General features: G+C 63.8%; 15 protein-coding genes. 4 read left to right on the forward strand and 11 right to left on the reverse strand.

Translation table 11 applies throughout. From position 1 onward, the window contains the following. Positions 1-35: 35 nt before the first annotated feature. Genes AC3CBN_RS08930 through AC3CBN_RS08945 form a run of 4 tightly spaced genes read right to left on the reverse strand, consistent with a single transcriptional unit; the run spans position 36 to position 4997 of the window. Positions 36-1244, reverse strand: coding sequence for an AGE family epimerase/isomerase (locus tag AC3CBN_RS08930; protein WP_488636447.1), 1209 nt, complete (start codon positions 1242-1244; stop codon positions 36-38). Beyond that, positions 1241-2221: a carbohydrate kinase family protein gene (locus AC3CBN_RS08935; protein WP_488636448.1), complete on the reverse strand. Its 981-nt coding sequence runs from the start codon at positions 2219-2221 to the stop codon at positions 1241-1243. Before AC3CBN_RS08935 ends, AC3CBN_RS08930 begins: the two co-directional genes overlap by 4 nt. Beyond that, positions 2221-3936, reverse strand: a complete 1716-nt coding sequence (locus tag AC3CBN_RS08940) for a sugar MFS transporter (protein ID WP_488636449.1) — start codon at positions 3934-3936, stop codon at positions 2221-2223. The genes AC3CBN_RS08935 and AC3CBN_RS08940 overlap by 1 nt, the downstream gene beginning before the upstream one ends. A gap of 14 nt (positions 3937-3950) precedes the next feature. Further along, the gene (locus tag AC3CBN_RS08945; RefSeq protein ID WP_488636450.1) at positions 3951-4997 is read right to left on the reverse strand and encodes a LacI family DNA-binding transcriptional regulator; all 1047 of its coding nucleotides are present in this window, start codon (positions 4995-4997) and stop codon (positions 3951-3953) included. Between the two features lie 155 nt (positions 4998-5152). On the opposite strand from AC3CBN_RS08945, the gene AC3CBN_RS08950 reads away from it, so the two are divergent. The 4 genes from AC3CBN_RS08950 to AC3CBN_RS08965 all read left to right on the forward strand — a co-directional run bounded on the left by AC3CBN_RS08950 (position 5153) and on the right by AC3CBN_RS08965 (position 11479). Then, entirely contained in the window at positions 5153-7522 is a 2370-nt protein-coding gene (locus AC3CBN_RS08950; protein ID WP_488636451.1) for a GH92 family glycosyl hydrolase, read from the forward strand. Positions 7523-7587: 65 nt separating this feature from the next. Further along, on the forward strand, positions 7588-9429 hold the full coding sequence (locus tag AC3CBN_RS08955) for a sensor histidine kinase (protein WP_488636452.1): 1842 nt from the start codon (positions 7588-7590) through the stop codon (positions 9427-9429). Further along, a complete protein-coding gene (locus AC3CBN_RS08960; RefSeq protein WP_488636453.1) occupies positions 9426-9872 on the forward strand; it encodes a response regulator in 447 nt (148 codons plus the stop codon). Before AC3CBN_RS08955 ends, AC3CBN_RS08960 begins: the two co-directional genes overlap by 4 nt. 29 nt (positions 9873-9901) lie before the next feature. Continuing rightward, the gene (locus tag AC3CBN_RS08965) at positions 9902-11479 is read left to right on the forward strand and encodes a sensor histidine kinase (RefSeq protein ID WP_488636454.1); all 1578 of its coding nucleotides are present in this window, start codon (positions 9902-9904) and stop codon (positions 11477-11479) included. Between the two features lie 219 nt (positions 11480-11698). Here AC3CBN_RS08965 and AC3CBN_RS08970 read toward each other — a convergent pair whose 3' ends face one another. From AC3CBN_RS08970 to AC3CBN_RS09000, 7 genes are all read right to left on the reverse strand, one after another. Next, positions 11699-13105, reverse strand: a complete 1407-nt coding sequence (locus AC3CBN_RS08970; RefSeq protein WP_488636455.1) for a sigma-54-dependent transcriptional regulator — start codon at positions 13103-13105, stop codon at positions 11699-11701. An 83-nt stretch (positions 13106-13188) separates the two neighbouring features. Next, a complete protein-coding gene (locus AC3CBN_RS08975) occupies positions 13189-14292 on the reverse strand; it encodes an alpha/beta hydrolase (RefSeq protein WP_488636456.1) in 1104 nt (367 codons plus the stop codon). Further along, complete coding sequence (locus AC3CBN_RS08980; RefSeq protein ID WP_488636457.1) at positions 14289-16049, reverse strand: trehalase family glycosidase; 1761 nt, start codon at positions 16047-16049, stop codon at positions 14289-14291. Before AC3CBN_RS08980 ends, AC3CBN_RS08975 begins: the two co-directional genes overlap by 4 nt. After that, a complete protein-coding gene (locus AC3CBN_RS08985; protein WP_488636458.1) occupies positions 16046-16213 on the reverse strand; it encodes a hypothetical protein in 168 nt (55 codons plus the stop codon). The genes AC3CBN_RS08980 and AC3CBN_RS08985 overlap by 4 nt, the downstream gene beginning before the upstream one ends. A 104-nt stretch (positions 16214-16317) precedes the next feature. Beyond that, positions 16318-18564, reverse strand: coding sequence for a glycosyl hydrolase family 95 catalytic domain-containing protein (locus tag AC3CBN_RS08990; RefSeq protein WP_488636459.1), 2247 nt, complete (start codon positions 18562-18564; stop codon positions 16318-16320). A 47-nt stretch (positions 18565-18611) separates the two neighbouring features. After that, the gene (locus AC3CBN_RS08995) at positions 18612-19877 is read right to left on the reverse strand and encodes an MFS transporter (RefSeq protein WP_488636460.1); all 1266 of its coding nucleotides are present in this window, start codon (positions 19875-19877) and stop codon (positions 18612-18614) included. Positions 19878-19960: 83 nt separating this feature from the next. Then, entirely contained in the window at positions 19961-22495 is a 2535-nt protein-coding gene (locus tag AC3CBN_RS09000; RefSeq protein WP_488636461.1) for a TonB-dependent receptor, read from the reverse strand. Positions 22496-22502: the final 7 nt, after the last annotated feature.

The following is a 22502-nucleotide window of genomic DNA, read 5'->3' on the forward strand; positions in this document are numbered from 1 at the left end:
CGTACTGAATTGAGTCTCAGAGTGCTGCTGATTCTTCAGGGCACGCCACCCTCGCGCACCAACTCCATCACTTCGTAGCAGGCGCCCATGGTGTGATAGTCGGTCTTGCCGGCTGGGCTTTTCTCGTCGTCGTATTTGCGGTTGTCGCGAGTGAGGATGCGGTACCAGGCGCCGTGTTGGTGGTCGATGAAATGCTGCCACGCATAGGACCACAGCTTTTCGTACCAGGTGTCGTAAGCAGCAAGACCCGTGCGTGCGTGGAGCAACGCGGCGGCAGCCAGTGACTCGGCCTGCACCCAGAAATACTTGTCGTCGTCGCATACCCTGCCGTCAGGTGCGAAGCCGTAGCAGATACCGCCATGCTCGTTGTCCCAGGCGCGTGCGAGTGCGGTGTCGAACAGGAGCATGGCCGTCGGTGCCAGCCAGTTTTCCTCGCGGCCGCGTTCGAGCAGCAGCGGTTCCATGATCAGCAGCAGCTTGGCCCATTCGGTCTGGTGACCCGGCTGGAAACCCCATGGGCGGAACAGGTGTTTGGGATCGTCGCGGTGATAGTCCCAGTCCACGTTCCAATGCGTGTCGTAGTGCTCCCACACCAGCCCGCCAGCCTTGGCTGCCTGCTGGCGTGTCATGCGATCGGCGAGCGCTAGCGCGCGCTCCAGGTAGCGTGGTTCGTCGCTGGCCTGGTAGGCGGCCAGCATTGCCTCGCACATGTGCATGTTGGCGTTCTGGCCGCGATAGCCGCTGAAGTTCCAGTGTTCGTCGGCCTCGTCGCGGTAAAGGCCAGCGTCGGCATCCCAGTAATGCTGTTCGAGCAATTGCCACGTTTCGTCCATCCACGCATCGGCTTCGGTGATGCCGGCCTTGCGTGCGGTCGCATAGGCCAGCAGTACGAAAGCCACGCCGTAGGCATGATTGGTGCCGTCCTCGGGCTTGCCGTCGCGAATGGTCCAGGCGTAGCCGCCAGTGACGGCATTGCGATGCACATCGCGCAGGTAGCGAAGGCCGTGCCGTGCGGCTTCGAGATATTCGGTGTTGCCAAATTCACGCGCGGCCATGGCGTAGTTGAAGGCGAAGCGCGTGCTGCTTACCAGGTGGCGATGGCTGCGGTCGTAGATCGTGCCGTCGTCTTTGAAGTAGTGAAAGAAACCGCCGTCCGGATCGATCGCACGCGGGTGATAGAACGCCATCGTCTGTGCGATATGCGCGCGCAGAAACGCCTCGCTGCGGAAATCGGGCGTGGTCATGCGTAGGTCTCCATGAAACTCAGCACCTCGGTTTCGTCCGGCATCGCGGTAAACGAACCCTGGCGGGTCACAGTAAGTGCGCCGCAGGCCGAGGCGAAGCGCAGCGTGGCGTGCAGGCGTGGGAGTTCGGTCACCAGATGGTCGATGCGGTCTGGCGTGGCATCGAGTGCGGCGAGCCGATGGAGCAGGCCACCCACGAAGGCGTCGCCGGCCGCGGTCGTATCCACAGCCGGCACGGCGTACACCGGCAGCTCGCCATCGGCATCCGGGTGGAACCAGCGCAACCCGTTGGCGCCATCGGTGACTACGAGCAGGCGGGCGCGGCCTTCCCACAGCTTTTCGAGCACGGCCTCCTCGCCATCCACGGCGAGCCAGGCGAATTCCTCTGCGCTGAGCTTCACCACATCCGCCAGTTGTAGCGCCGGCCACAAAAGCGGGCGCGGTTGCACGTCACTCGGCCACAGTGCCGGGCGCAGGTTGAGGTCGAAGCTCACCAGCGCACCAGCATCGCGCGCGCGGCGCATGCCTTCGCGTGTGGTTTCGGCGAGGGCTGGGTCGGTCATGCTGTTGGAGCAGACGTGGAACACAGCCGCTTCGCGGAAGCTTGCCTCGCGAAAATGTGCGGGGCGGAACAGCAGGTCGGCCGATGGCGGGCGATAAAAGCTGAAGCTGCGTTCGCCATGGGCATCGAGTGCCACGAACGCGAGCGCAGTGTTCGCTTCGCCGGTGCGCGCCACACCCGTGGTATCCACGCCAGCATGGCGCAGGCTGTCGAGCAGAAAGTCGCCGAACAGGTCCTTGCCCAGCATGCCGGCAAACGCGGCGGCGCCACCCAGTCGTGCGACCGCCACCGCGACATTGGCGGGTGCGCCGCCCGCAAAGGGCACGAAACTGCGCGGAAAACCGTGTTCGGTGTTCCCTTCGCTGTGGAAATCGATCAGCGCTTCGCCGAAACAGAGGATGGTGCGAGAGGACATCAAGCGTTCTCAGGGGTGGCTGCAGATACGGCGCTGTTGCGGATCAGTGAACCGCGCAGGCCATAGAAAACGATGTAGCCGTAGCACAGCATCGGCAGCACGAAGGCGTGCTGTATGCCGAAGTGATCGGCCAGGAAACCTTGCGCCAACGGCAACAACGCACCGCCGACGATGGCCATGATCAGCAGGCTCGACGCCTTGCCGGTCATCGGTCCCATCCGCTCTATGCCAAGCGCGAAGATGGTGGGAAACATGATGGAGTTGAACAGGCCGATGGCGATCACGCTGGTCATTGCCACTTGGCCGTGGGTGAGCATGGTGGTCAGCACCAGCAGGCTGGCGACGGCAGCAAATGCCGCCAGCAGCTTGCGCGGGTTGATCATCACCAGCAGCGCGGAACCCGCCAGGCGCCCCACCATCGCGCCACCCCAGTACAGCGACACGTAGTGCGAGGCCTGCTGCTCGCTCATGTGGCCGATCTCGGGAAGCGAAAGGTAGTTCACCAGAAAGCTGCCGATGGATACCTCAGCGCCCACATAGAAGAAGATCGCCAGCACGCCGAAGAACACGTGCGGGTGGCGCAGCGCATCCATCAGTGTGTGATGCACTTTGTCCGCTTGCTCGGTGGACTCGGCGAGCGCGGGCAGATTGAACAACCACACGCCAACGGCTAGCAGCAACAGCACCACGCCCAGGCCGAGGTAGGGCACCTGCACCAACTCCGCCTGCTTCTGACGAAAGTTCTGCAGCTGCTGCACGGTTTCAGGCAACAGGGCGGCGCGCACGTTGCCTAGCTGCGCGGTTTGTTCGGTATCCAGGCGTGAGGCGAGCAGCTTGTCCAGCGCGCCGGCGAGGCGATCGGCGGGCAATGCAGCGAGCTGCTGGGGTGACTGGGTGGTGAGCGTGGCAAGCAGCGGTGCGCCCGGCAGTTTGTCCAGCACATCGGCCAGCTGCGCGGGTGTGAGATGCACAAGGCTCGCGGCGACGGCATCGGCAGGCAGGCGATCGAGCGCGTTGGCGGCGGCATCGTTGAGCGCTGCCACCAGTCGTTCGGCGGGCGCGTGCTGCAAGGCATCGACTGCCTGGGCCGGCGCGCCGTTGTTGAGCGTCTGCACCAGTTGCACGGTTTCGGGCGCCTTGCGCACGTCCTGCGACACGGTGGCAGTCGCCACGGCAGACAGAATGAGCAGGCCACCGAACCACGGCCCCAGTGTGGTGCCCAGCGAATTCATCGCCTGCGCCAGCGTCAGACGGCTGGAACTGGTGCGCTCGGGACCCAGCAGCGCGACATACGGATTGGCCGCTACCTGCAGCACGGTGATGCCGGTAGCAAGCACGAACAGCGCAACAAGGAAGGCGGCGTAGGAATGCAGCAGCGCCGCCGGCCAGAATCCGAATGCCCCCAGAGCGGCAATGGCCAGGCCAGCGACGATGCCTTTTTTGTATCCCAGCGCAGCCACCAGCCGGCCGGCAGGCAGCGACATCAGGAAGTACGCACCGAAGAAGGTGAACTGCACCAGCATCGCGCGGGCGTAGTTCAGCTCGAACACCGATTTGAGATGCGGGATCAGGATGTCGTTGAGGACGGTCAGGAAACCCCACATGAAAAAGATCGTGGTGCTTACCGACATCGCCAGCGGATAGTTGGTGTAGCGCGCCTTGCCGGCGGCCGGCGGCGTGGCTGCCGACAGAGTGGGAGGTGTTGCGAAGGCCATGGTTATTCCGTCGGTCAGGAAAGGGGAGAACTGCTTTCGCGCACCATCAACTCCACCGGCGCGATGACAGTGCCTGCCTGCGCCTGGGGTTGACGCAGGCGGGCAAGGATGAGTTCGGCCGCCTGGCGTCCGCGCGCGCGCGGTGCGGTGGACAGCGTGGTAAGCGACGGCATGCTCATGGCTGCTTCGGCGATGTCGTCGAATCCGGTAATGGCCAGGTCGCGCCCTGGCTTCAGGCCGCGCTGCTGCATGCCGAGCATGAGGCCCAGCGCCACCACGTCGTTGTAGCAAACCGCCGCGGTGGGCACGGTTGCGCCTTCGAACAGTGCGTGGGCTGAGCGTGCGGCGTCCACGCGCTTGAGGGCACTCTGCACGCGCCAGCTCGGTTCAATGGTCAGCCCCGCAGCCTGCATGGCTTGCACATAACCCGCATGGCGCTCGCGGCACGAACTGGAATCGTCGTGCCCGCCGAAGAAAGCAATGCGTCGATGGCCCTGCGCGATCAGGTGCTCCGTAGCCAGTCGCGCGCCGCGCTGGTTGTCCAGCATCAGCCGGTCCCAGTGCGCATATTCGGGCAGCGTGCCACCCAGTTCGCGATTGAACAGCACCACCGGCGTATGCGTGCCTACGGCCGAGAGCACCGAACGAGCCTCGCTGCCTTCGGCGGGCGAGAGGATGATGCCGCCCGGCCCATGTTCGATCAGCGAGCCGAGTACTTCCCGCTCGCGCGCTGCCGATTCGCCCGTGCTGCCCAGCAAGGTGACAAAGCCGGCTTCGCCCAGCGCTTCGTCCACGCCGGCGGCGAATTCGGCAAAGAACGGGTTGGCCAATTCGTTGACCACCAGCGCGATGCTGGAGGAGGTACGGCGGCGCAGGTTGGCCGCGGCGCGGTTGTACACGTAGCCCTGGCGGCGCAGCTCATCTTCCACCCGGGCGCGCGTGAGCTTGTTGACCAGCGGACTGCCGCGCAGCACCAGCGATACCGTGGCACGGGATACGCCGCAGCCGGCGGCGATGTCGTTAAGAGTGATCTTGCGACCGACCGGGGTCTGGCTTTCCATCGCGGGCCTGGGTAATTGGAACGATCCAAAGGTAACCCGCCGCAGGTGTCAGACGGAACCAGAATCGATGGCGCGACGCAGCATGCATCAGCGCTGGCGGCGGTGCTAGTTTCAGCCAATTAGAACGATTCAAATTCAACCCCCGGGGGATTCCCATGAGTTGTCAGCCCTTCCGCGCATGGCTGCCTGGCCTGCTGGCCGCCACGATCTCGCTGTCTCTGGCCATGCCCGCCCATGCGGCTGGCGGTCATTCGGCCGAGGTCGACCCGCGTATCGGCACGGGAGGAGACGGCCATACCTTTCCCGGGGCCACGGTGCCGTTCGGCATGATCCAGCTCTCGCCCGACACGGCGATGCCGGATTTCAAGCACGCTTATAAGTGGGCCGCCGGCTACCAGTACGGCGACAGCAGCTTGCTGGGTTTCTCCCACACGCACTTCTCCGGCTCGGGTCATTCGGATCTGGGCGACGTGTTGGTGATGCCGATTGCCGGCAGCGTCCAGCTGGAGCCGGGCGACCCGGCCAAACCGGGCAGCGGGTATCGCTCGCGCTTCAGCCACGACAGCGAGGTGGTGCAGGCGGGCTATTACGCGGTGACGTTGAGTGATTACGGCGTGCGCGCCGAACTCACTGCCGGGCGGCGCATTGGCTGGCATCGCTACACGTTCCCGGCGGGCAAGCCCGCGCACCTGCTGCTCGACCTGCGCCCCAGCATTTACGACTACGCCGGCAAGGTGCTTTGGTCCAGCTTGCGCGTACACGACGACGGTACGGTGACCGGTTGCCGTACTACGCGCGGTTGGGCGCCGGGGCGCGAGCTATGTTTCGCCATGCGCTTCTCGCAGCCGCTGCAGTCGCGCACGCTCTACAGCCGCGAAACGGACGTGCCTTATAAAGGCTTCAATGGGCCGGGCCACCAGCCGGAAGATCACGATGCGCAGAGCGGCCGCGCGCTTGTCGGCGTATTCGATTTCGGCGCGCTGAAACAGCCGTTGGGGGTGAAGGTAGCGATCTCGTCCGTCAGCGAAGCCGGCGCCGTCGCCAACCTCGATGCCGAAGGGCAGGGCTGGGACTTCGACGCACGTCGCGCCGAAGCGCGCGCCGATTGGGACAAAGCGTTGGCAGTGATCGACGTGGATGCGCCCAAGGAGCAACTCACCAGCTTCTACACCTCGCTGTACCACGCGATGCTCTCGCCCACGCTGAGCATGGACGTGAACGGCCAGTTCCGCGGCCCCGACGGCGCCGTGCACGAGGCTGCCGACAAGAACGGCAAGTTCGAATTTCACTCCACCTGGTCGCTGTGGGACGTGTACCGCGCCCAGCAACCCTTGATGGTGTTGCTGATGCCTCAGCGCAGCACCGACTTCATTCGCTCGCTGATCGCTGCCCGCGAAACCAGCCCGTTCGGCATCCTGCCGGTATGGGCGTACCAGGGTCTGGAGACGTGGTGCATGATCGGCTACCACGCCGTGCCGGTTATTGCCGATGCCTACATCAAGGGCGTGCGCGGCTTCGATGCGGACGCAGCACTGAAGGCCATGGTGGCAAGCGCCACCTACGCACCCTACGGTGGACTCGGTGACTACATGAAGCTCGGCTACGTGCCGATCGACAAGGAGCCGGAAGGCGCGTCCAAGACGCTCGAATACGCCTACGACGACTGGTCGCTGGCGCAAATGGCCAAGGCCATGGGCCGCAAGGACATCGCCGCCACCTTCGACAAGCGTGCGGGCAACTGGCGCAACGCGTATGACCCCAAGACCGGTTTCATGCGCGCACGCAAAAGCGATGGCGCGTTCCGTGAACCGTTCGATCCCGATGCTGCCGGCTACGGCACCGACTACACCGAAGGCAATGCCTGGCAGTACTCCTGGTACGTGCCGCAGGATGTGGCGGCGCTGATCAAGGCAATGGGTGGCGACGGCGCGTTCGTGACCAGGCTGGACAGCGTGTTCGAAGCCAAGGTGGACCCCGCCCGCTTCGCGCATGTGGAAGACATCACCGGCCTGATCGGCTGGTACGCCCACGGCAACGAGCCCAGCCATCATCTGGCCTATCTCTACGACTACGCCGGCGCTCCCTGGAAGACCCAGCAGCGGCTGAAGCAGATCATGGACAGCCAGTACGCACCGCGTCCCGACGGCCTGGCCGGCAATGACGATCTGGGCCAGATGTCGGCCTGGTACGTGTTCTCGGCGCTGGGTTTCTACCCCGTGACGCCTGCCAGCGACGAATACGCCATCGGCAGGCCCTTTGTTGCCCGCGCCACGCTGCACCTTTCCAACGGCAAGGCCTTCACCGTCAGTGCCGCACCGCTGGACGATGCCCACCCGTATGTCGGCTCGGTCACGCTCAACGGCAAGCCGCTGGACCGAGCATTTTTGCGGCACGGCGAGATTCTTGCCGGCGGAGAGCTGCATTTCACCATGCAGGCCGAACCGAACCGGTCCTGGGGGCTGCAACCTGCCGCCAAGCCGTCTTCGATGAGTGGCCAGGCCGCTGCATCGGGGAGCTCCTACTAAAGGTTTAGCAAAAGCCCGCTAAGAGAGGTAGTAATCGCCAGGGTGATTCTGCAAACATGCCCTACATGTTGCGCTCATCCTGGAAATTGGCGACGACGCTCCGGCCGGCCCTCAGGGACCGTGTGGCCCTGCGTTGGCGGTTGGGTGGGCTGCTGGCTGCGGTGCTGGTGATCGTGGCCTTGCCTTATGTGGTGACGCGCAGCGGATCCAACGAGGCGATCCAGGCCAACGAGCGCGTCACGCACTCCTCCGAGGTGAAGTCGCTCACCTATCGCATCGCCTATGTGACGCGTGACAGTGAGGCGGCCATCTATCGCCTGATCCATGGCGATCTCGATCCGCAGGTGCGACTGCGGGCCGAACGGGCCAGCCATGAAGTGCCGGGTCTGCTTTCGCAGTTGCGCGAGATGACGCGTGACAGCCCGGATCAGCAAGCGCTGATCGGTTCGCTGAACTCTGTGGTCAATGGTCGGCTGGCGCTGACCGGGCAGGCGATCCTCCGCCACGAACGCGGCGATCAGGAAGGCGCTGCCGACGCCATGCGCGACTCGGGCACGCTGTTCAAGATGGATGATCTCATCGACGGCATCGTGCGCAACGAGAACAACACGTTGCTGACCAGGCGCGACGAGGCCAAGCGCGAATCCTTCAACAGCGGCCTGGCGCTGAGCATCACAGCCATCGCGCAGGTGTTGCTGCTGGCCATCGTGGTCATCGTGTCCGAACGGCAAATCAGCCGGCGCCTGCGTGCCGAGGTACGCGAAGGGCAGGCCGTGCAACGCTCGCAGCTGATCGTGCAGGCGGTACGCGAACCGATCGCTCTGCTCGATGCGAGCCTGGGCACGCTGCTGGTCAACGCGGCCTTCGGCGAGCTTTACGGATTGCCACCTGATTTTCGCCAGTCGATGCCGCTGACCGAGATCGGCGACGGCGCCTGGACCGACAGCGCCCTGTTGCAGCGTCTCAATGACGTGCTGCTGCTGGATCGCGAATTGTGGGACTACGAGCTGATCCAGCGCACGGTGGATGGCGTGGACCGCCACGTGGTGATCAATGCCCGCCGCCTGGAGCAGGATGGCGGCGGCGATCCGGTGTTGCTGCTCACGCTCAGCGACGTCACTGCACGCGCACTGGTCGAGCAGCAGGTGAAGGAGCTCAACCGCCAGCTGGAAGGAAAGATCGAGCAGGTGTCCGACGTCAATCGCGAGCTGGAAGCCTTCAGCTACTCGGTGTCGCACGATCTGCGTGCGCCGTTGCGGCACATCAGTGGTTTCGCGGGCAAGCTGCAGCAACACCTGGGCGACGGCGCCGACGAGCGCACGCGTCATTACATCGAGGTGATCAACGACGCCTCGCGTCGCATGGCGCTGCTGATCGAGGATCTGCTGGTGTTCTCGCGCCTGGGTCGCGGCGCACTGCGCTTGCAGCCGGTAGACATGCAATCGCTGGCGGACGAGGCCCGCGCGCTGGCCGAAACCGATGCGCACGGGCGGCACATCGTGTGGTCGATCGCGCCGCTGCCCATCGTCATCGGCGACGAGAACATGCTGCGCACGGTGTGGCAGAACCTGCTGGGCAACGCGGTGAAGTACACCGGCAAGTGCGAGGTGGCGCGCATCGACGTGGACGTGCAGCGCAATCGCGACGGCAGCTACGAATTCGTGGTGAGCGATAATGGCGCGGGCTTCGACATGCAGTATGCCGGCAAGCTGTTCGGCGTATTCCAGCGGCTGCATCGCGCCTCGGAATTTCCGGGCAACGGCATTGGCCTGGCAAACGTGCGGCGCATCGTCACGCGTCATGGCGGTCGCGTTTGGGCTGATGCACAACCGGGCCAGGGCGCCCGGTTCCACTTCACCCTGCCATCTTCCGACCTGGCAGAAAGCTTTGCGCAGAGGCGGCCATGAACAATCGCGATATTCGTACCATCCTGCTCGTCGAGGACAGCCTCGCTGATGCCGAAATGGCGATGGACGCGCTTGCCGGTGCCAATCTGGCCAATCCTGTGGTTCACGTCGAGGACGGCGTGGATTGCCTGGACTATCTTTACTGCCGTGGCGATTGGGCCGGACGCGAGCCGGTCGACCCCGCGGTGGTGCTGCTGGACATCAAGATGCCCCGCATGAGCGGCCTGGAAGTGCTCACGCATATGCGTGCGGATGACAGGTTTCGCCGCGTGCCGGTGGTCATACTGTCTTCGTCGCGCGAGGAGAGCGATCTGGCGCGCAGCTGGGACATCGGTGCAAATGCTTACGTAATCAAGCCCGTCGACGTCGATCAGTTCTTCGAGGCGGTACGTACGTTGGGGCAGTTCTGGGCTGTGCTCAACCAGGCGCCAGAGCAAACGTGAGATAGGCAGTACACGCCTAGGAGTGGCAGATGGCGGACTGGCAACATTGGGGACTTCCCAGAATCCGGGTTCTGCAGATCGAGGACAGTCAGCTCGATGCCGAACTGGTGTTGTCCGAGCTGGACGCAGATGCGATCGAGTACGACGTGCGCCTGGTGGACGAGGAAGACTCCTACCTGACCGCGCTTGAGGATTTCCACCCACATATCGTGCTGTCTGATTTGAGCATGCCCGGCTTTTCCGGGCAGCGCGCGCTGGACCTGCTGCGCGAGCGCGACCAGGATCTTCCCTTCATCTTCGTCTCCGCCACGCTGGGCGAGGAAGCGGCGATCGAGGCACTGCGCAATGGCGCCACCGACTACATCCTCAAGCAGAATCCGGCGCGCCTCGCCTCTGCCGTACGGCGCGCGCTGCGTGAAGCCGAGGCGCAGCGCGCACGTCGTCGCGCGGAAACCGAGCTGATTCGCTCCCAGCGCTTCGAAAGCCTGGCCATGCTGGCGGGTGGTCTCAGTCATGACCTGCGCAACCTGCTGCAACCGTTGCTGCTGGCCGGCGACAGCCTGCAGGATTATCAATCCGATCCCCGTCTGGCACGACTGGGCCGCCTGGTAAGGGATTGCGGAAAGCGCGGCCTGGATATGGTGCAGTCGATGCTTTCCTTCGCGCGCGGAGCGCGTCGCGCCGAACAGGTGCGCGCGGGCGCACTGCTGGATGCACTCGGTCTGCTGTTGCAGGGCAGCGTGCCGCGCGATGTCACGCTGGAGATGGGCGCGGACGATCCCGAGCTTACCTTCGACGGCAACCACACCGAGTTGCAGCAATGCCTGCTCAACCTCAGCCTCAACGCGATCCAGGCCATGCCCGAAGGCGGCAACCTGCATATCCGGGCCTCGCAGACCGCATTGCCGAAAACATTCTTTCTCGCCGATGAGGAGGCGCGGGAAGGCAACTACCTGTGCCTGACCGTTGCCGATACCGGCACGGGCATGGACGAGGAAGCGCTGCAGCACATGTTCGAGCCTTTCTATACCACCAAGGCAAGTGGCACGGGGCTGGGGCTGATTTCCTGCAAGCGCATTGTCACCGCGCATGGTGGCGTCATGCGTGTGGAGAGTTATCCGGGACAGGGCACGCGGTTCCATCTCTACATTCCGCTGGTGGAGTTGCCGGCGGATATCGAGATGGAGGAGGAGATCGATCTGCAGGGCGAGGCTGAGCGCGTGCTGGTGGTGGTGGAAGAAGCGGGCCAGCTATCGCTGCTGGTCGACACGCTCGACTCGTGGGGCTACCAGGCGCATGCCAGCCAGAGCGGTACGGCCGCACTGCAGTGGATCGAGGCGCAAGGCGTGCCGGATCTGGTCGTGCTGGACGCGGACATGAACCTGTTCACCGGCGTACGCACGCTCGCTGCCTTGTTCGACCATGGCTATCGCCGGGCCGTGTTGCTGCTGGCGCGCCCGGACGCACCACCGGATATGGATGAGTTGCCGGTGATGGAGCATCTCTACCTGGTCGACAAGCCGATCTCTACGCAGAAACTGTTGCGGACGGTAAGAGAGGCGTTGGAGGAGAGTGCTTCGGCGCAATTGCCGGAGGGGCCGGTGTAGGAGGCGGGCTCTAAAGCCAACAGCCGACACATCTCCCAGTAGGGGCGCACGCTGTGCGCGACAAACCTATCCCCCAAGGGCACCCAGCGTAGCGGTGACCTCGGGACTCCGCGGTCGCGCACAGGGTGCGCTCCTACAGGGAGGTAGCCGACGTGAGTGCATCAGGGTGGTGTTGCGCGAGAACAGACAAAAAGGCCGAACATCGTTCGGCCTTTTGCATCAATCGATACCCAGCTTCTTCAGTTTGTACCGCAGCGCCCGGAACGTGATGCCAAGCTTCTTGGCAGCCGCCGTCTTGTTGTAGCGCGACTCCTCCAGCGCCTTGATGATCGCTGTGCGCTCAAGGTTGCTGATGTAGTCGTCCAGCCCGCCATTGGCCGTTGGTGCTGCGACGGGCGCCGGCGCAGCCACAGGAGGCATGCCGCCATTGGGCGCAGCAGCCACCGGTTCGGCCTGCGCGCGCGGCGTGCGCTGCGGCAGCATGAGATCGCTCACATCGATCTGGTCGCCATCGCACATCGCCATGGCGCGCTCGAGAATGTTCTCCAGCTCGCGCACGTTGCCCGGGAAGTCGTAAACCTCCAGCGCCTGCTGTGCGGCGGGCAGCAGTTGACCCGGCGCACCACCGCTCTTCGCAGCCAGCTGACGCAGCACGAAGTTGGACAACAGCGGCACGTCACCGCGACGCTCGCGCAACGGCGGCACGTGCAGTTCGATCACGTTGATGCGATAGAACAGGTCCTGGCGGAACTGGCCTTGTTCCACCAGCGCGGCGAGATTCTTGTGCGTAGCGGAGAGGATGCGCACATCCACCGGCACTTCTTCGCGGGCGCCGATGGGGCGCACGGCCTTTTCCTGGATCGCGCGCAGCAGCTTCACTTGCATGTGCAGCGGCAGTTCGGCCACTTCGTCGAGGAACAGCGTGCCGCCGTGGGCTGCCTGGAACAGGCCTTCCTTGTCGCCCATCGCACCGGTAAAGCTGCCCTTGCGATGGCCGAAGAACTCGCTTTCCATCAGCTCGGACGGAATCGCGCCGCAATTGACCGGCACAAAGGGGCCCGTGGCACGCGGGCCTTGTTCGTGGATGAGGCGGGCGACCAGTTCCTTGCCCACGCCCGATTCGCCGGCGATGTACACCGGTGCCTGGTTGCGCGCGAGCTTGCCGATCGTGGCACGCACCTGCTGCATGGCCGACGAGTCGCCGATAAGACGTTCGTTGCCGTCGGGCTTGGCGGTGGCCTGGCCGCTGCGCTTTTCCTCGGCGAGCCGCAGCGCCGTACGCACCAGGCGCCGCAGCATCTGAATGTCGACGGGCTTGGAGACGAAATCGAAGGCGCCGGCCTTGAGTGCGTTGACGGCGGCATCGACGTTGCCATACGCGGTGATCATCGCCACCGGCGTATCCGGATGCTCCGCCGAAATGAGCTCGACCAGCTCATGGCCGGTGCCGTCCGGCAGGCGCATGTCGGTGAAGCACAGATCGTAGTGCCGTTCGGCGAGGGCGCGCCGTGCTTCCGTTACGGTGCCCACCGCATCGACCAGCAAATCCATGCGGCCGAGGGTGATGGTGAGAAGTTCGCGGATGTCGCGTTCGTCGTCGATGACCAGAACGGTCTGTTGGCTCATGTCGTCACGATGCGCTGAAGTCGCCACTAGGATAACCGTCACCCTCCCGGGGGGCAAAGGCTGATCGTCGCGTTGACATCGGCTCAGTGCCGGCCCAGGTGGCGGTCGAAGAATTTCACGATCACCGCATAGGCCGCCTGCGATTCGGGCAGTTCCGGGTCGGAAAAGAACGAATGCCACATGCCGTCCCATACGTGCAGCTCGGTTTCCACCCCGGCCTGGCGTAGCAGGGCGTAGCTCTGGATCACCGAACTCATGGCCATATCCCGCGTGCCGGTGATCAGCAGGGTCGGCGGGAAGTCCGCGAGCAGGGCGGGCGACAGGCCGGGGAACACCATGGGATCGGCGGTGCTGGCCCCCTTGAAGTAGGGCAGGTCGTTCAGCCTGAGTGGGTGGGCCGGCACCGGGTCGCCGTTCAGCAGCGGGGCCATGTAGACCGAATCACCCTCCATGTTCACCAGCGAGCCGCAGAAAGTGCCGATGGCACCCGGTACGGGCAGCTTGTGGGCGATCAGCCGGGCGACCGCCTCGCCGGTAAGCACCCCGCCCGCCGAGCAGCCATAGATGCCGACATTGGCCGGCTTGTATCGCTTGAGCAGCTCGCGATAGACCGCCTCCACGTCCTCGCTGGCGGCGGGAAAGATGTGTTCCGGCCCCTGGCGGTAGTCCACGCTGATCACCCTGATACGGCCCAGGCTGGCGATCGGGATTGCTTCCACCAGGGCGCCACTGTGCGCACCCCACAGGAACGCCCCCCCGTGCAGGTTGATCAGCACGCGGTCGTGGTTCTCGGGCGAGATGCCCTGGGCGGGTTCCACCACGTCCGCGCCGACGCCGGCGATCGTTTCGCGGTGAGTCTTCACCGCGTAGCGCTTTCCCATGCGCGCGGCACGGTCGCTGTTCATGCGGTCGTAGAAGGCGCGGCTCTGCTCGATGGGTGCGTTCGGTGGCGGCGCCTTGCTCTCCGCGGCGAGCATCTTCGGGAAGAAGGCGCGGGCTTCAGGTGAGGCGAGCGTGGAATAGGGTATGGCGATGTCACCGGCGTGAACGCCGCTGTCTGGGCCGACGGTGGGTTGGGTCTCCTGCGCCAGGACGGTGCTGTCCGGCAGGATGATGCCCAAGGCCAGGAGCGGCACGAGGCCGAGGATGAACCTGGCGCCTGCCAGGCTGACGCGGTCTCGGGTCACGGAGTGCTCCCCGAGGTGGCCGGCTCGTCGCTGGGCACAGGTTGCTTCACCGGGTTGTCCAGTACCCCGTGCAACTTCAGGTACACGCCATTGGTCCAGCCGAAGCCGACCACGTTCTCGCTGTAGCCGGCACTCACCTTCACGTCGGCGTTGCCCAGCGCCATGTTGTATTTCTCGCGGATGGTGCCGTCGTCCGCAAAGCCCTGGTCGACCGTGGCGGTGAATTTGCCGGCAATGCGGCGCGCATCGTCATGGAAGCCGTAGGCATCAAGGCCGGATACCGCCAGCCAATTGGTAGGCGCCCAGCCGAACGGGTCGCCCCACTGCACGCCCGCAGGCCGGTTATCCATGCTCAGGCCGCCCTTGCGCTCGAACACCGCCAGCTTGGCGCGCACCGCAGCGGCCTGCTGGCCGGTGGCCGTGCCGGCCCACAGCGGATAGAACGTGGTGACGTAGGGGTAGGGCGAGGGCTTGCGCGCCACGAAGTCGTAGTCGCGATACATGCCCGACTTGGGTTGCCAGAGGTATTTGTCCATCGCATGCCTGCGTGCCACCGCGGCCTGTGCCCAGCGGTCGGCATCGGCGCCTTTGTCCAGTTGCATGGCCAGGTCGCGCAGGTCGAGCTCGTAGCGGTAGAGCAGGCTGTTGAGATCCACCGGTGCGTAGTGGTGGGTGGAGCCGCCGAACGGTCCGAAATGCGAGTTGGTGTCGAAGCCCGACTCGCGCATGGCGCGATCGCCGTGGAAGTAGTCGGCGGTGAGGCGATAGCCATTGACCCAGGCGCCTTCGCAAACCTTCGAGGCGCGCACGTCGCAGCTCGTCTCCTTGAGTCGCGCCGCCTCGGCATCATCCGGATGTTCGGAGGCCTTGAGCAGATAGCCCGGGTCCTCGAAGGAATGCGCGCGCAACCAGCGGATCACGCCGCGGTAGTACTCGCTGTCGCGTGCTTCCAGTACAGGCCCGCTGCCAAGGTCGTAGTAGCGGGAAAGACCGGTGTCGCCAGCGCGGTGCTCGGGGCGCATCCATATCTCGTAGTTGCGCACGACCAGGGGATACGCGTGCGTAAGCCACGTACGCCGCGCATCAGCGTCGGGGAAGCTGGCGGGATCATTGAGTACCGCAACCATCATGGCGCTGAGGAACGGCGGCTGCGACCGGCTGAGGTAATACGTGCGGTTGGCATTGAGCACGCCGCCGTAGTTCTCCACTTCGAACAGCGCGTTGTCGACCATGTTCTTCGCCAGCTCGGTGCGATGATCCGCAACCAAACCCAGCACGATGAAGTAGCTGTCCCAGCCGTACATCTCGTTGAAAAAGCCGCCGGGCACCACGTAGGGCTTGGGTAGATAGAGCAGCCCTTGTTGCGGCAGCTTGGTGGCATCGATGTCGCCGAGTTGATTGATCCCGCGCGGAAGTGTGCGCACGTCGACGCCGCAGCGTTTGCCGATCTCCGCGACGTCGGGTGGTACTTCCTGCTGCGCCGGCACGTAGAGCACCGGATGGCTGTCCACCTTGGTATCGGCGAGCGAGGCGCAGTCATCCTGGGAACGCGTCAACGTGGTCCAGGCCTTGTCGATATAGGCGCGCGTTTTGGCGGGATCGGGCGTTGCTGCGGGAGTGGCTGCGAACGATGTGGTGGCCATCGCGCACGCCAGCGCCAGCGCGATGATGCACCGGCGGGTCAATGGAAAGGAATGAACGCTGCTCATCGGCACCGACGAAGTTTGGCGATGGGACAAGCGGAATCGGCTGCTCATGTCTGCTCCCTGATCGAGGCGTGGTCGGATGGGGTCAGTGTGGTTGAAGGCCGGCGAGTGAAGCGTGGTTTGCCTTGGGCGTCCCTGCCCACCGTGATGTCGATGCGCTCGCCACGAAAGCGAACAATCTTCAGCGTCATGGCGCGCCACTGCGCGGGCAGCATGGCCGGATAACCCTGCGTCAGTCCACTTTATTCGATACGCATCGAGAACCTCTCTTTGCTCATCATGCCGGCGAGGCGCTGGACAACGAATTATTCGAGATACCCTACAGCGCTTTGCGGGTGAGCTTGGCCTTGCCGTCGGCGCCGTGCTCGACTGTGATGTCGTACTGCTTGCCGCGGAAATGGATGCCCTTCAATTGCAGTGATTTCCACTCGGCCGGCAGCGACGGTGCATAGGCCGCGGTGAGGCCATCGTCATCGATACGCAGGCCACTGAACCCGTACACAAAGCTCTGCACGAAACCTGCCGACGTCGCGAGGATGTAGCCAGCGTTGTTCGCCACGGTTTCCGTGCGCACATTGAATGGCGCCTTCAGAAAGCCGACCAGGTTGCGCTGGATCCACTCACCGGCGGCTTTCGCGTCGCCCAGTTCAGAGGCGCCCACCGCGAGCATCACCATCATCATCTCGTTGGGATCGTCGCCATGCTCCTTCAGCTCGTGCAGCTGGAAGTCGAAGTCATTGCGACGTATCTGCGGTGACATCGGCAGGTCCAGGTTCGGATACATCAGCCACGCCAGCGACGAACCCATCCAGGTGATCTTGTCGTGCGGCACCGAGGCGTCGAAGTCGAGATGGCGCTGTGCTTTTTCATCGAACGGGATAGTCATCTTGTCCGCGATGATTGCCCACTGCGGATCGGCCTTCGCGCCGACCTTCGTCGCGGCCTTCACCGCGATACGCAACGCCTTCTGTGCGGCGGCATTGGTGAAGGAGTCATTCGGCACGTCGTTGTACGCCTCGTCCGGCGAGGTGACGTGATGGATCTCGTAGCGGTCGTGTGCCTGGTCGTAGGTGACGCGGCTCGCCCAGAACGTGGCGACCTGCTCAATCACCGGCCAGCCGTACTGCTTCAGCCAGGCGTCGTCGCCGGTCGCGAGGTAGTACTGCCACTGCGCGATGGCGATGTCGGCGTTGACGTGAATCTCGCGGTACACCTCGTAGGCAAAGTGAGGGGTGTAGTCCTTGCCGGTTTCCGGATCGGATTCCCACGGATACATGGTGCCTTTCACGCCGAACTGCTTGGCGCGATCCTGTGCCGGACCCATGGTGCGATGGCGAAACATTACGATGGGCTTGGCGCGGTCCGGGTGGAGCAGCAGCAGGGCGGGGAATACCCACGAGTCACTATCCCAGAACGCGTGACCCGCATAGCCCGGCGTAAGTGCACAGGCGCCCATCGGCCAGCTGGTGCCCACCGTGGTGTTGGACAGCAGGTAATAGAGGTCCGAGTGCACGGCCTTCTGCACATCGGCGTCGCCATCGATGCGGATGTCCGACTTCCATAGCGCGTGCCACGCCGCCTGATGCTTCGCCAGCAGCGCATCGAACCCGGTCTGGCGTGCCGCCTTCGCCAGCACCATATCGGCCTGCGCATCACCGCCCCAGCCTTCACGCGAAGCTGCGATGTACTTGGTGAAGGTGTAGCGCTGGCCTTTGTGCAGCCGCGCCTTGAGGTTCAGCGAGAGCTTGTTCGACGTTTTCTCGAGCTGCACGTCCTCGACGTCGAGGCCCTTGGGCAATTCGATGGCTGCCGCCTGCGCCACCGCCACACCCTGTTCGGCGCGACCGTCCCACCACAGCGTCAGCGTCTTGGTGTCACCACCGCTGGATTGGATACGTACTACGCCCGGATACCACACAGCGGCGCGGTCCGGCGTCGGGATCGGCTTGTTGTCGAGCGTCTGGCCGCTGGCGATTACAGCCGCGATCATCTCGTCGCCCGTCATCTTCGCGATGGGTAAGCGCGGCTGGTACTCGGCCCACAGCCGGATGGGAAAGGTGAGCTGCACGCTGCCATCGAACTGGGGCGTGATGGTGAGCCGCGTGGCGGCGAGATGCCCGGCGTCCTGGCTGACGAAGGTGGTGACCTCGACGTCGGTGGATTTGTTGGCGTAAGCGAAGCGATAGCGTGTGCTCAGCGTCGCGTCGTACATGTCCAGCGTCTGGCTGTAGTCAGTGAAGATCTCCTTGCCCAGGCGTGTGGAGTTGAGCCAGCCGCCGCCAGGGTTGTAGTCGATCTCGTTCCAGCCGGGGATGGCGGCGGGGCGCGCGATATCGTCCTTCGCGTAATCCATGGTCGCCACCATGTAGCCGCGCGTGGGCTCGGTGCCGCGCGGTGCAGTCATGGTGGAGAAATAGCCATTGGCCAGATAGCTCGGGAAATAGCTGCCGAAATGCTCGCCGGTGCCGGTGAGCACGAAGCTGGGGCCGCCCTTGGCAAACAGCGGCGGCGTGAAGATGACAGCGCCAAGCAGCAGTGCAGCGAGGCAACGACGGCGAACAGACATGGCAACTCCTTGGAGCGGGCCCGGGTATCCGACCCGGGGTGGGCAAGTCATTCGGCGGAAAGGGCGGCCGGCATGGGCTCGGCGACGCCAGCGCGGTCGGTTTCGCGCTTGAAGAAGAACAGCGTCACCAGCACCAGGGTCATCGGCACCAGCGAGAAATAGAAAGCATGGATGCCGCCGAAGCTGGAGAACACCAGCGCGGTGATGCGCGATCCCAGCGTGCCACCGAGCGCGGAGAAGATCACAATCAGTCCCGTCATCGATGCATGTGCGGGTTTGGGCAGCGAGCTGAGCGCCACCGAATTGATTACCGGGTAGATCGGCGCCATCAGCAAACCGATCAGGGGGATCAGATACGCTGCGAGCGGAGCATTGAGCCAGCCCACGTCCGCGCTTACCGTGGCATGGCGGGCCAACGGCAGCACCAGCAGGATCAGTGCGCCCATGCCGACCACACACAGGTTCAGCAGCGTATGCCAATGCACGCGGCGCAGCAGCTGGCCGGCGAGAATGCGACCCAGCGCGGTGGCACCAGCGAGGATGCTCGCCATCTGGATGCTCATCGCATTGGGCAGTTTGAGAATCTCATTGTTGAACGTGGGCAGCCAGGTGCTGAAGCTCTGCTCGATCAGCACATAGAGAAAGGCCGAGAGCAGGAACACATACACCAGCGTGCGCATCAGCAGCCGGTACATCTGGCGCAACGCCTCACCGAACGACGATGCCGTGCCGCCATGCGTGGCCGACTCGTCCAGCTCTGAGCCCGCCAGCAACGCCACGGTGCCAAAGCACAGCGCAGCGAGCACCCAATACACGTTGAACCACGACGGGCTCGCCGGATCGGTGTGATCGATGAACGCGCTGAACAGCCAGCCGCTGGCCAGCACGCCAAGCATGAACAGGCCTTCGATCGTGTTGGTGAGACGACCGTGCTCGGCTTTGTCACGGGTGAGCAGGCCGATGGAGGAATAGACGGCCACTTTGGCCAGCGCGAACGACACGCCAACGCAAGTGAACAGAAGTTCGGTGGTGTGGAAACTGGGATAGAGCGGCATCAGCACGCATGCGCTGCCCACGATGACCAGCGCGAGCATCATCGCGCGGCGATAGCCGAGCTTGGGCAGGAACGAAGCCACCAGAAACGACGTGATGGCGATCGGCAAATCCTTGAACAGTTCCAGCAGACTGGCCTGTGGCTTGTCGATGCCGAACGTGTGAATGGACTGCAGGATCACCGTGCCCACGCTGTTGAGCAGGATCGCGAAGACCATGTAAATCGTCACCAGTGCGACGATCATGCGGTACCGGTTCATTCCCACCTCATTTCACCAGGCCCAAAAAAGGTTCCGGGCCGCCGCGCTACTGGCGGCCCGGAACAGTCGAGGGAAGTGCTCTCTTAGAACTTGTACTTGACCGAGAAATTCACCTCACGACCTTCCAGTGGGCGGGCCAGAATGACACCGCCTGCACCGGCGGCCGAACCGAAGATGCGCGAGTTGCTCTCGGTCAGACCCAGCTGGTTGGTCACGTTGGTGCCCTGCAGTCGCAACTCCCAATTCTTCTGGATGTCGGCGACGATACCGAAGTCCAGTGTGTAGTAGGTGCCCAACTGCTGCAGGCCCGATTGGTCCTGGGTATGCGGACCAACGTAGGTGTAGGTGACGAAGGCCAGGATGTCGCCCCACGAGAACGGCATGTCGTAGCTCGGCGTGAACATGTAGCGGTGCTTCGGCTGGCGTTGCAGCTGTACACCGTCGATGAAGGCGCAGCCGTTGCCGGTCACCTGGTTCACATAGGGGATGCAGGCCGAGTAGTGCGAGTAGTGGCCGTCGAGGTAGTTGGCCACCAGCTGCAGCTTCAGGTGATCGATGGGAGTGACCGCACCGACCAGATTGATACCCTTGGAGTCCGAGCCATACAGCAGCGGCGAACCCACCGGCACGCCGGCGCCATCCGTCGGCTGATACGGCAAGCCGTTGAACTGGCGATGGTAGACGCTGATGTCGCCGTACAGGTACTTGGACTGGTACTTGAAGCCGCCTTCGAAGTTCTGGATCTTCTGCAGTGGCGGCGTGTTGCCAGTGGTATTGCCACGCAGGGCGTTGTCGAAGTCGCCGAAGTGCGCACCCTTGTTGGCGCGGAAGTACACGGACATGTTGTCGGCGATCTCATAGTTCACGCCGAACGTCCACGAGGTGTGTGTCTTGTCGTACTTGGTGGTGGCGAATGTACCGTTGCACACCGGTACGGCGTTGTCATAGACCGTGAGATTGTTGCCGTCCAGGTTCTGGTTGGTCAGGTTGCACACGTGCAAAGTGGAGTCCTGGTTCTCCACGCGCGCAGACAGATCGAACAGCCAGCGGTCGATACGCCACGAGTCGGACAGATAGAACGCCTTGTTGGTCGATTCGCCGTTCTCGGTGATGTTGTAGCCACCGTAATCGAGGAAGCCCTGGTAGTCGGTGAGCTGCTTGGTCTGGCCGCCATCAACGTAGCTGACCTTGATCGGCCGCGCATTCGGCGTGTTGGTCATCAGCATCTGGTTGCCCAGGTTCCACTCGTCGTCGTCGGTGTAGTGGGCGAGGTAGAGACCAGCGGTCAGCGTATTGCCTTCGAACAATTCCTTGCTGATGCGGAAATCGTTGTTGATGTTCTTCAGGTGCTTGTGGATGAACCACCAGCCCTGATGGATCACGCTCTGGTTCGGGTCCACCGCGCCGCCACCGTTGACGTAGGTGGCCGTGGCTGAGCCAGCGGGGAGCTTGAAGCCGCCGAAGTCGGTGCCAAGGTTGTACAGCTCATCGTTGAGGCTGGCCGGGTTGGTGCCGGAGAACAGTGCGTTGGTATCGACATCGCCGCCGTCGATCAGGAACTTGTCCGAAAGGTTCCAGCCGTCGCCCAGATCGTAGTCGAAATTCATCCCGAAGAAGCTGAATTTCGCGCCGCGGCCGTTCGCCAGATTGGCGCTGGTGCCGCCGCCCGGATAGCCGGGCAGGTTCACGTGTTGGAGGTACTTGCTGTTGTACGTATCGGTCAGCGGATCGAAACCAGGGTAGGCGCTGAAGTTGTCGCTTCCCTGCTGCAGCAACGGGATCGGCGTGATGAACTGGTTGCGGTCGTTGAGCTGGCGCGCATAGAACACCAGCGAGCCGTTATCCATGTCGTGGGAGATCGTGGCGGTGAACTGGCCACCCTTGTCCGCCGGATAGCCGGGGCTGCGCACGCCGTCCGAATCACGATAGAAGCCACCGACGCTGCCGTACCACTTGTTGCCAAGCGGGAAGCCAAGAAATGCGTCCGTGCGCCATAGGCCCTCATTGCCGTATGTGACGCCGACGCTGCCGCTGGGGACGTCGGTACCCTGCTTGAGGATGAAGTTGGCAGTGGCACCCATCTGGCCATCGCCATACACCACCGACGGACCGCCCTGCAGGATTTCTGCGCGCTCGACGGTGTCGTCCAGGCGGAAGATCGAGGTGGTTTCGAAGAACGACAGCGTGGGCATGCCATACAGTGGCGAACCCATCATCTGCGTGGTGAAGAACGGCGCGTCGCCACCGCCCGGGAAGCCGGCGATTTCGATGTTCGCGCCGGTCTGGCCGCCGGTGGATTCGGGCCACATGCCCGGCGATACCTTAAGCAGGTCGGCCGTGCTCTTGGGATTGGCCTGTTTGATCTCCTCGGCGTTGACGCTGACGATGGAGTAGCTCGCGTCGATCTTCTTGATGCCGCCTGCGGTGGCGGCACCAGTGACCACGACCTGATCGAGAGTCTTGGCGCTCGCTTCCTTCGGCTGCTCAGTTGGAGCGGGGCCCGAAGACTGCGTCTGGGTTTGTGGTTGTGTGGCGTCCTGCGCATGGGCTGAGCCCATCGCCAGTGCGGTGAAAATTGCTGCTGCGAGTAACTGCCGGGTGATGCCTTGCGTGTTCATGTCGTGC

The sequence above is a fragment of the Dyella sp. OK584 genome (genome assembly GCF_057787755.1).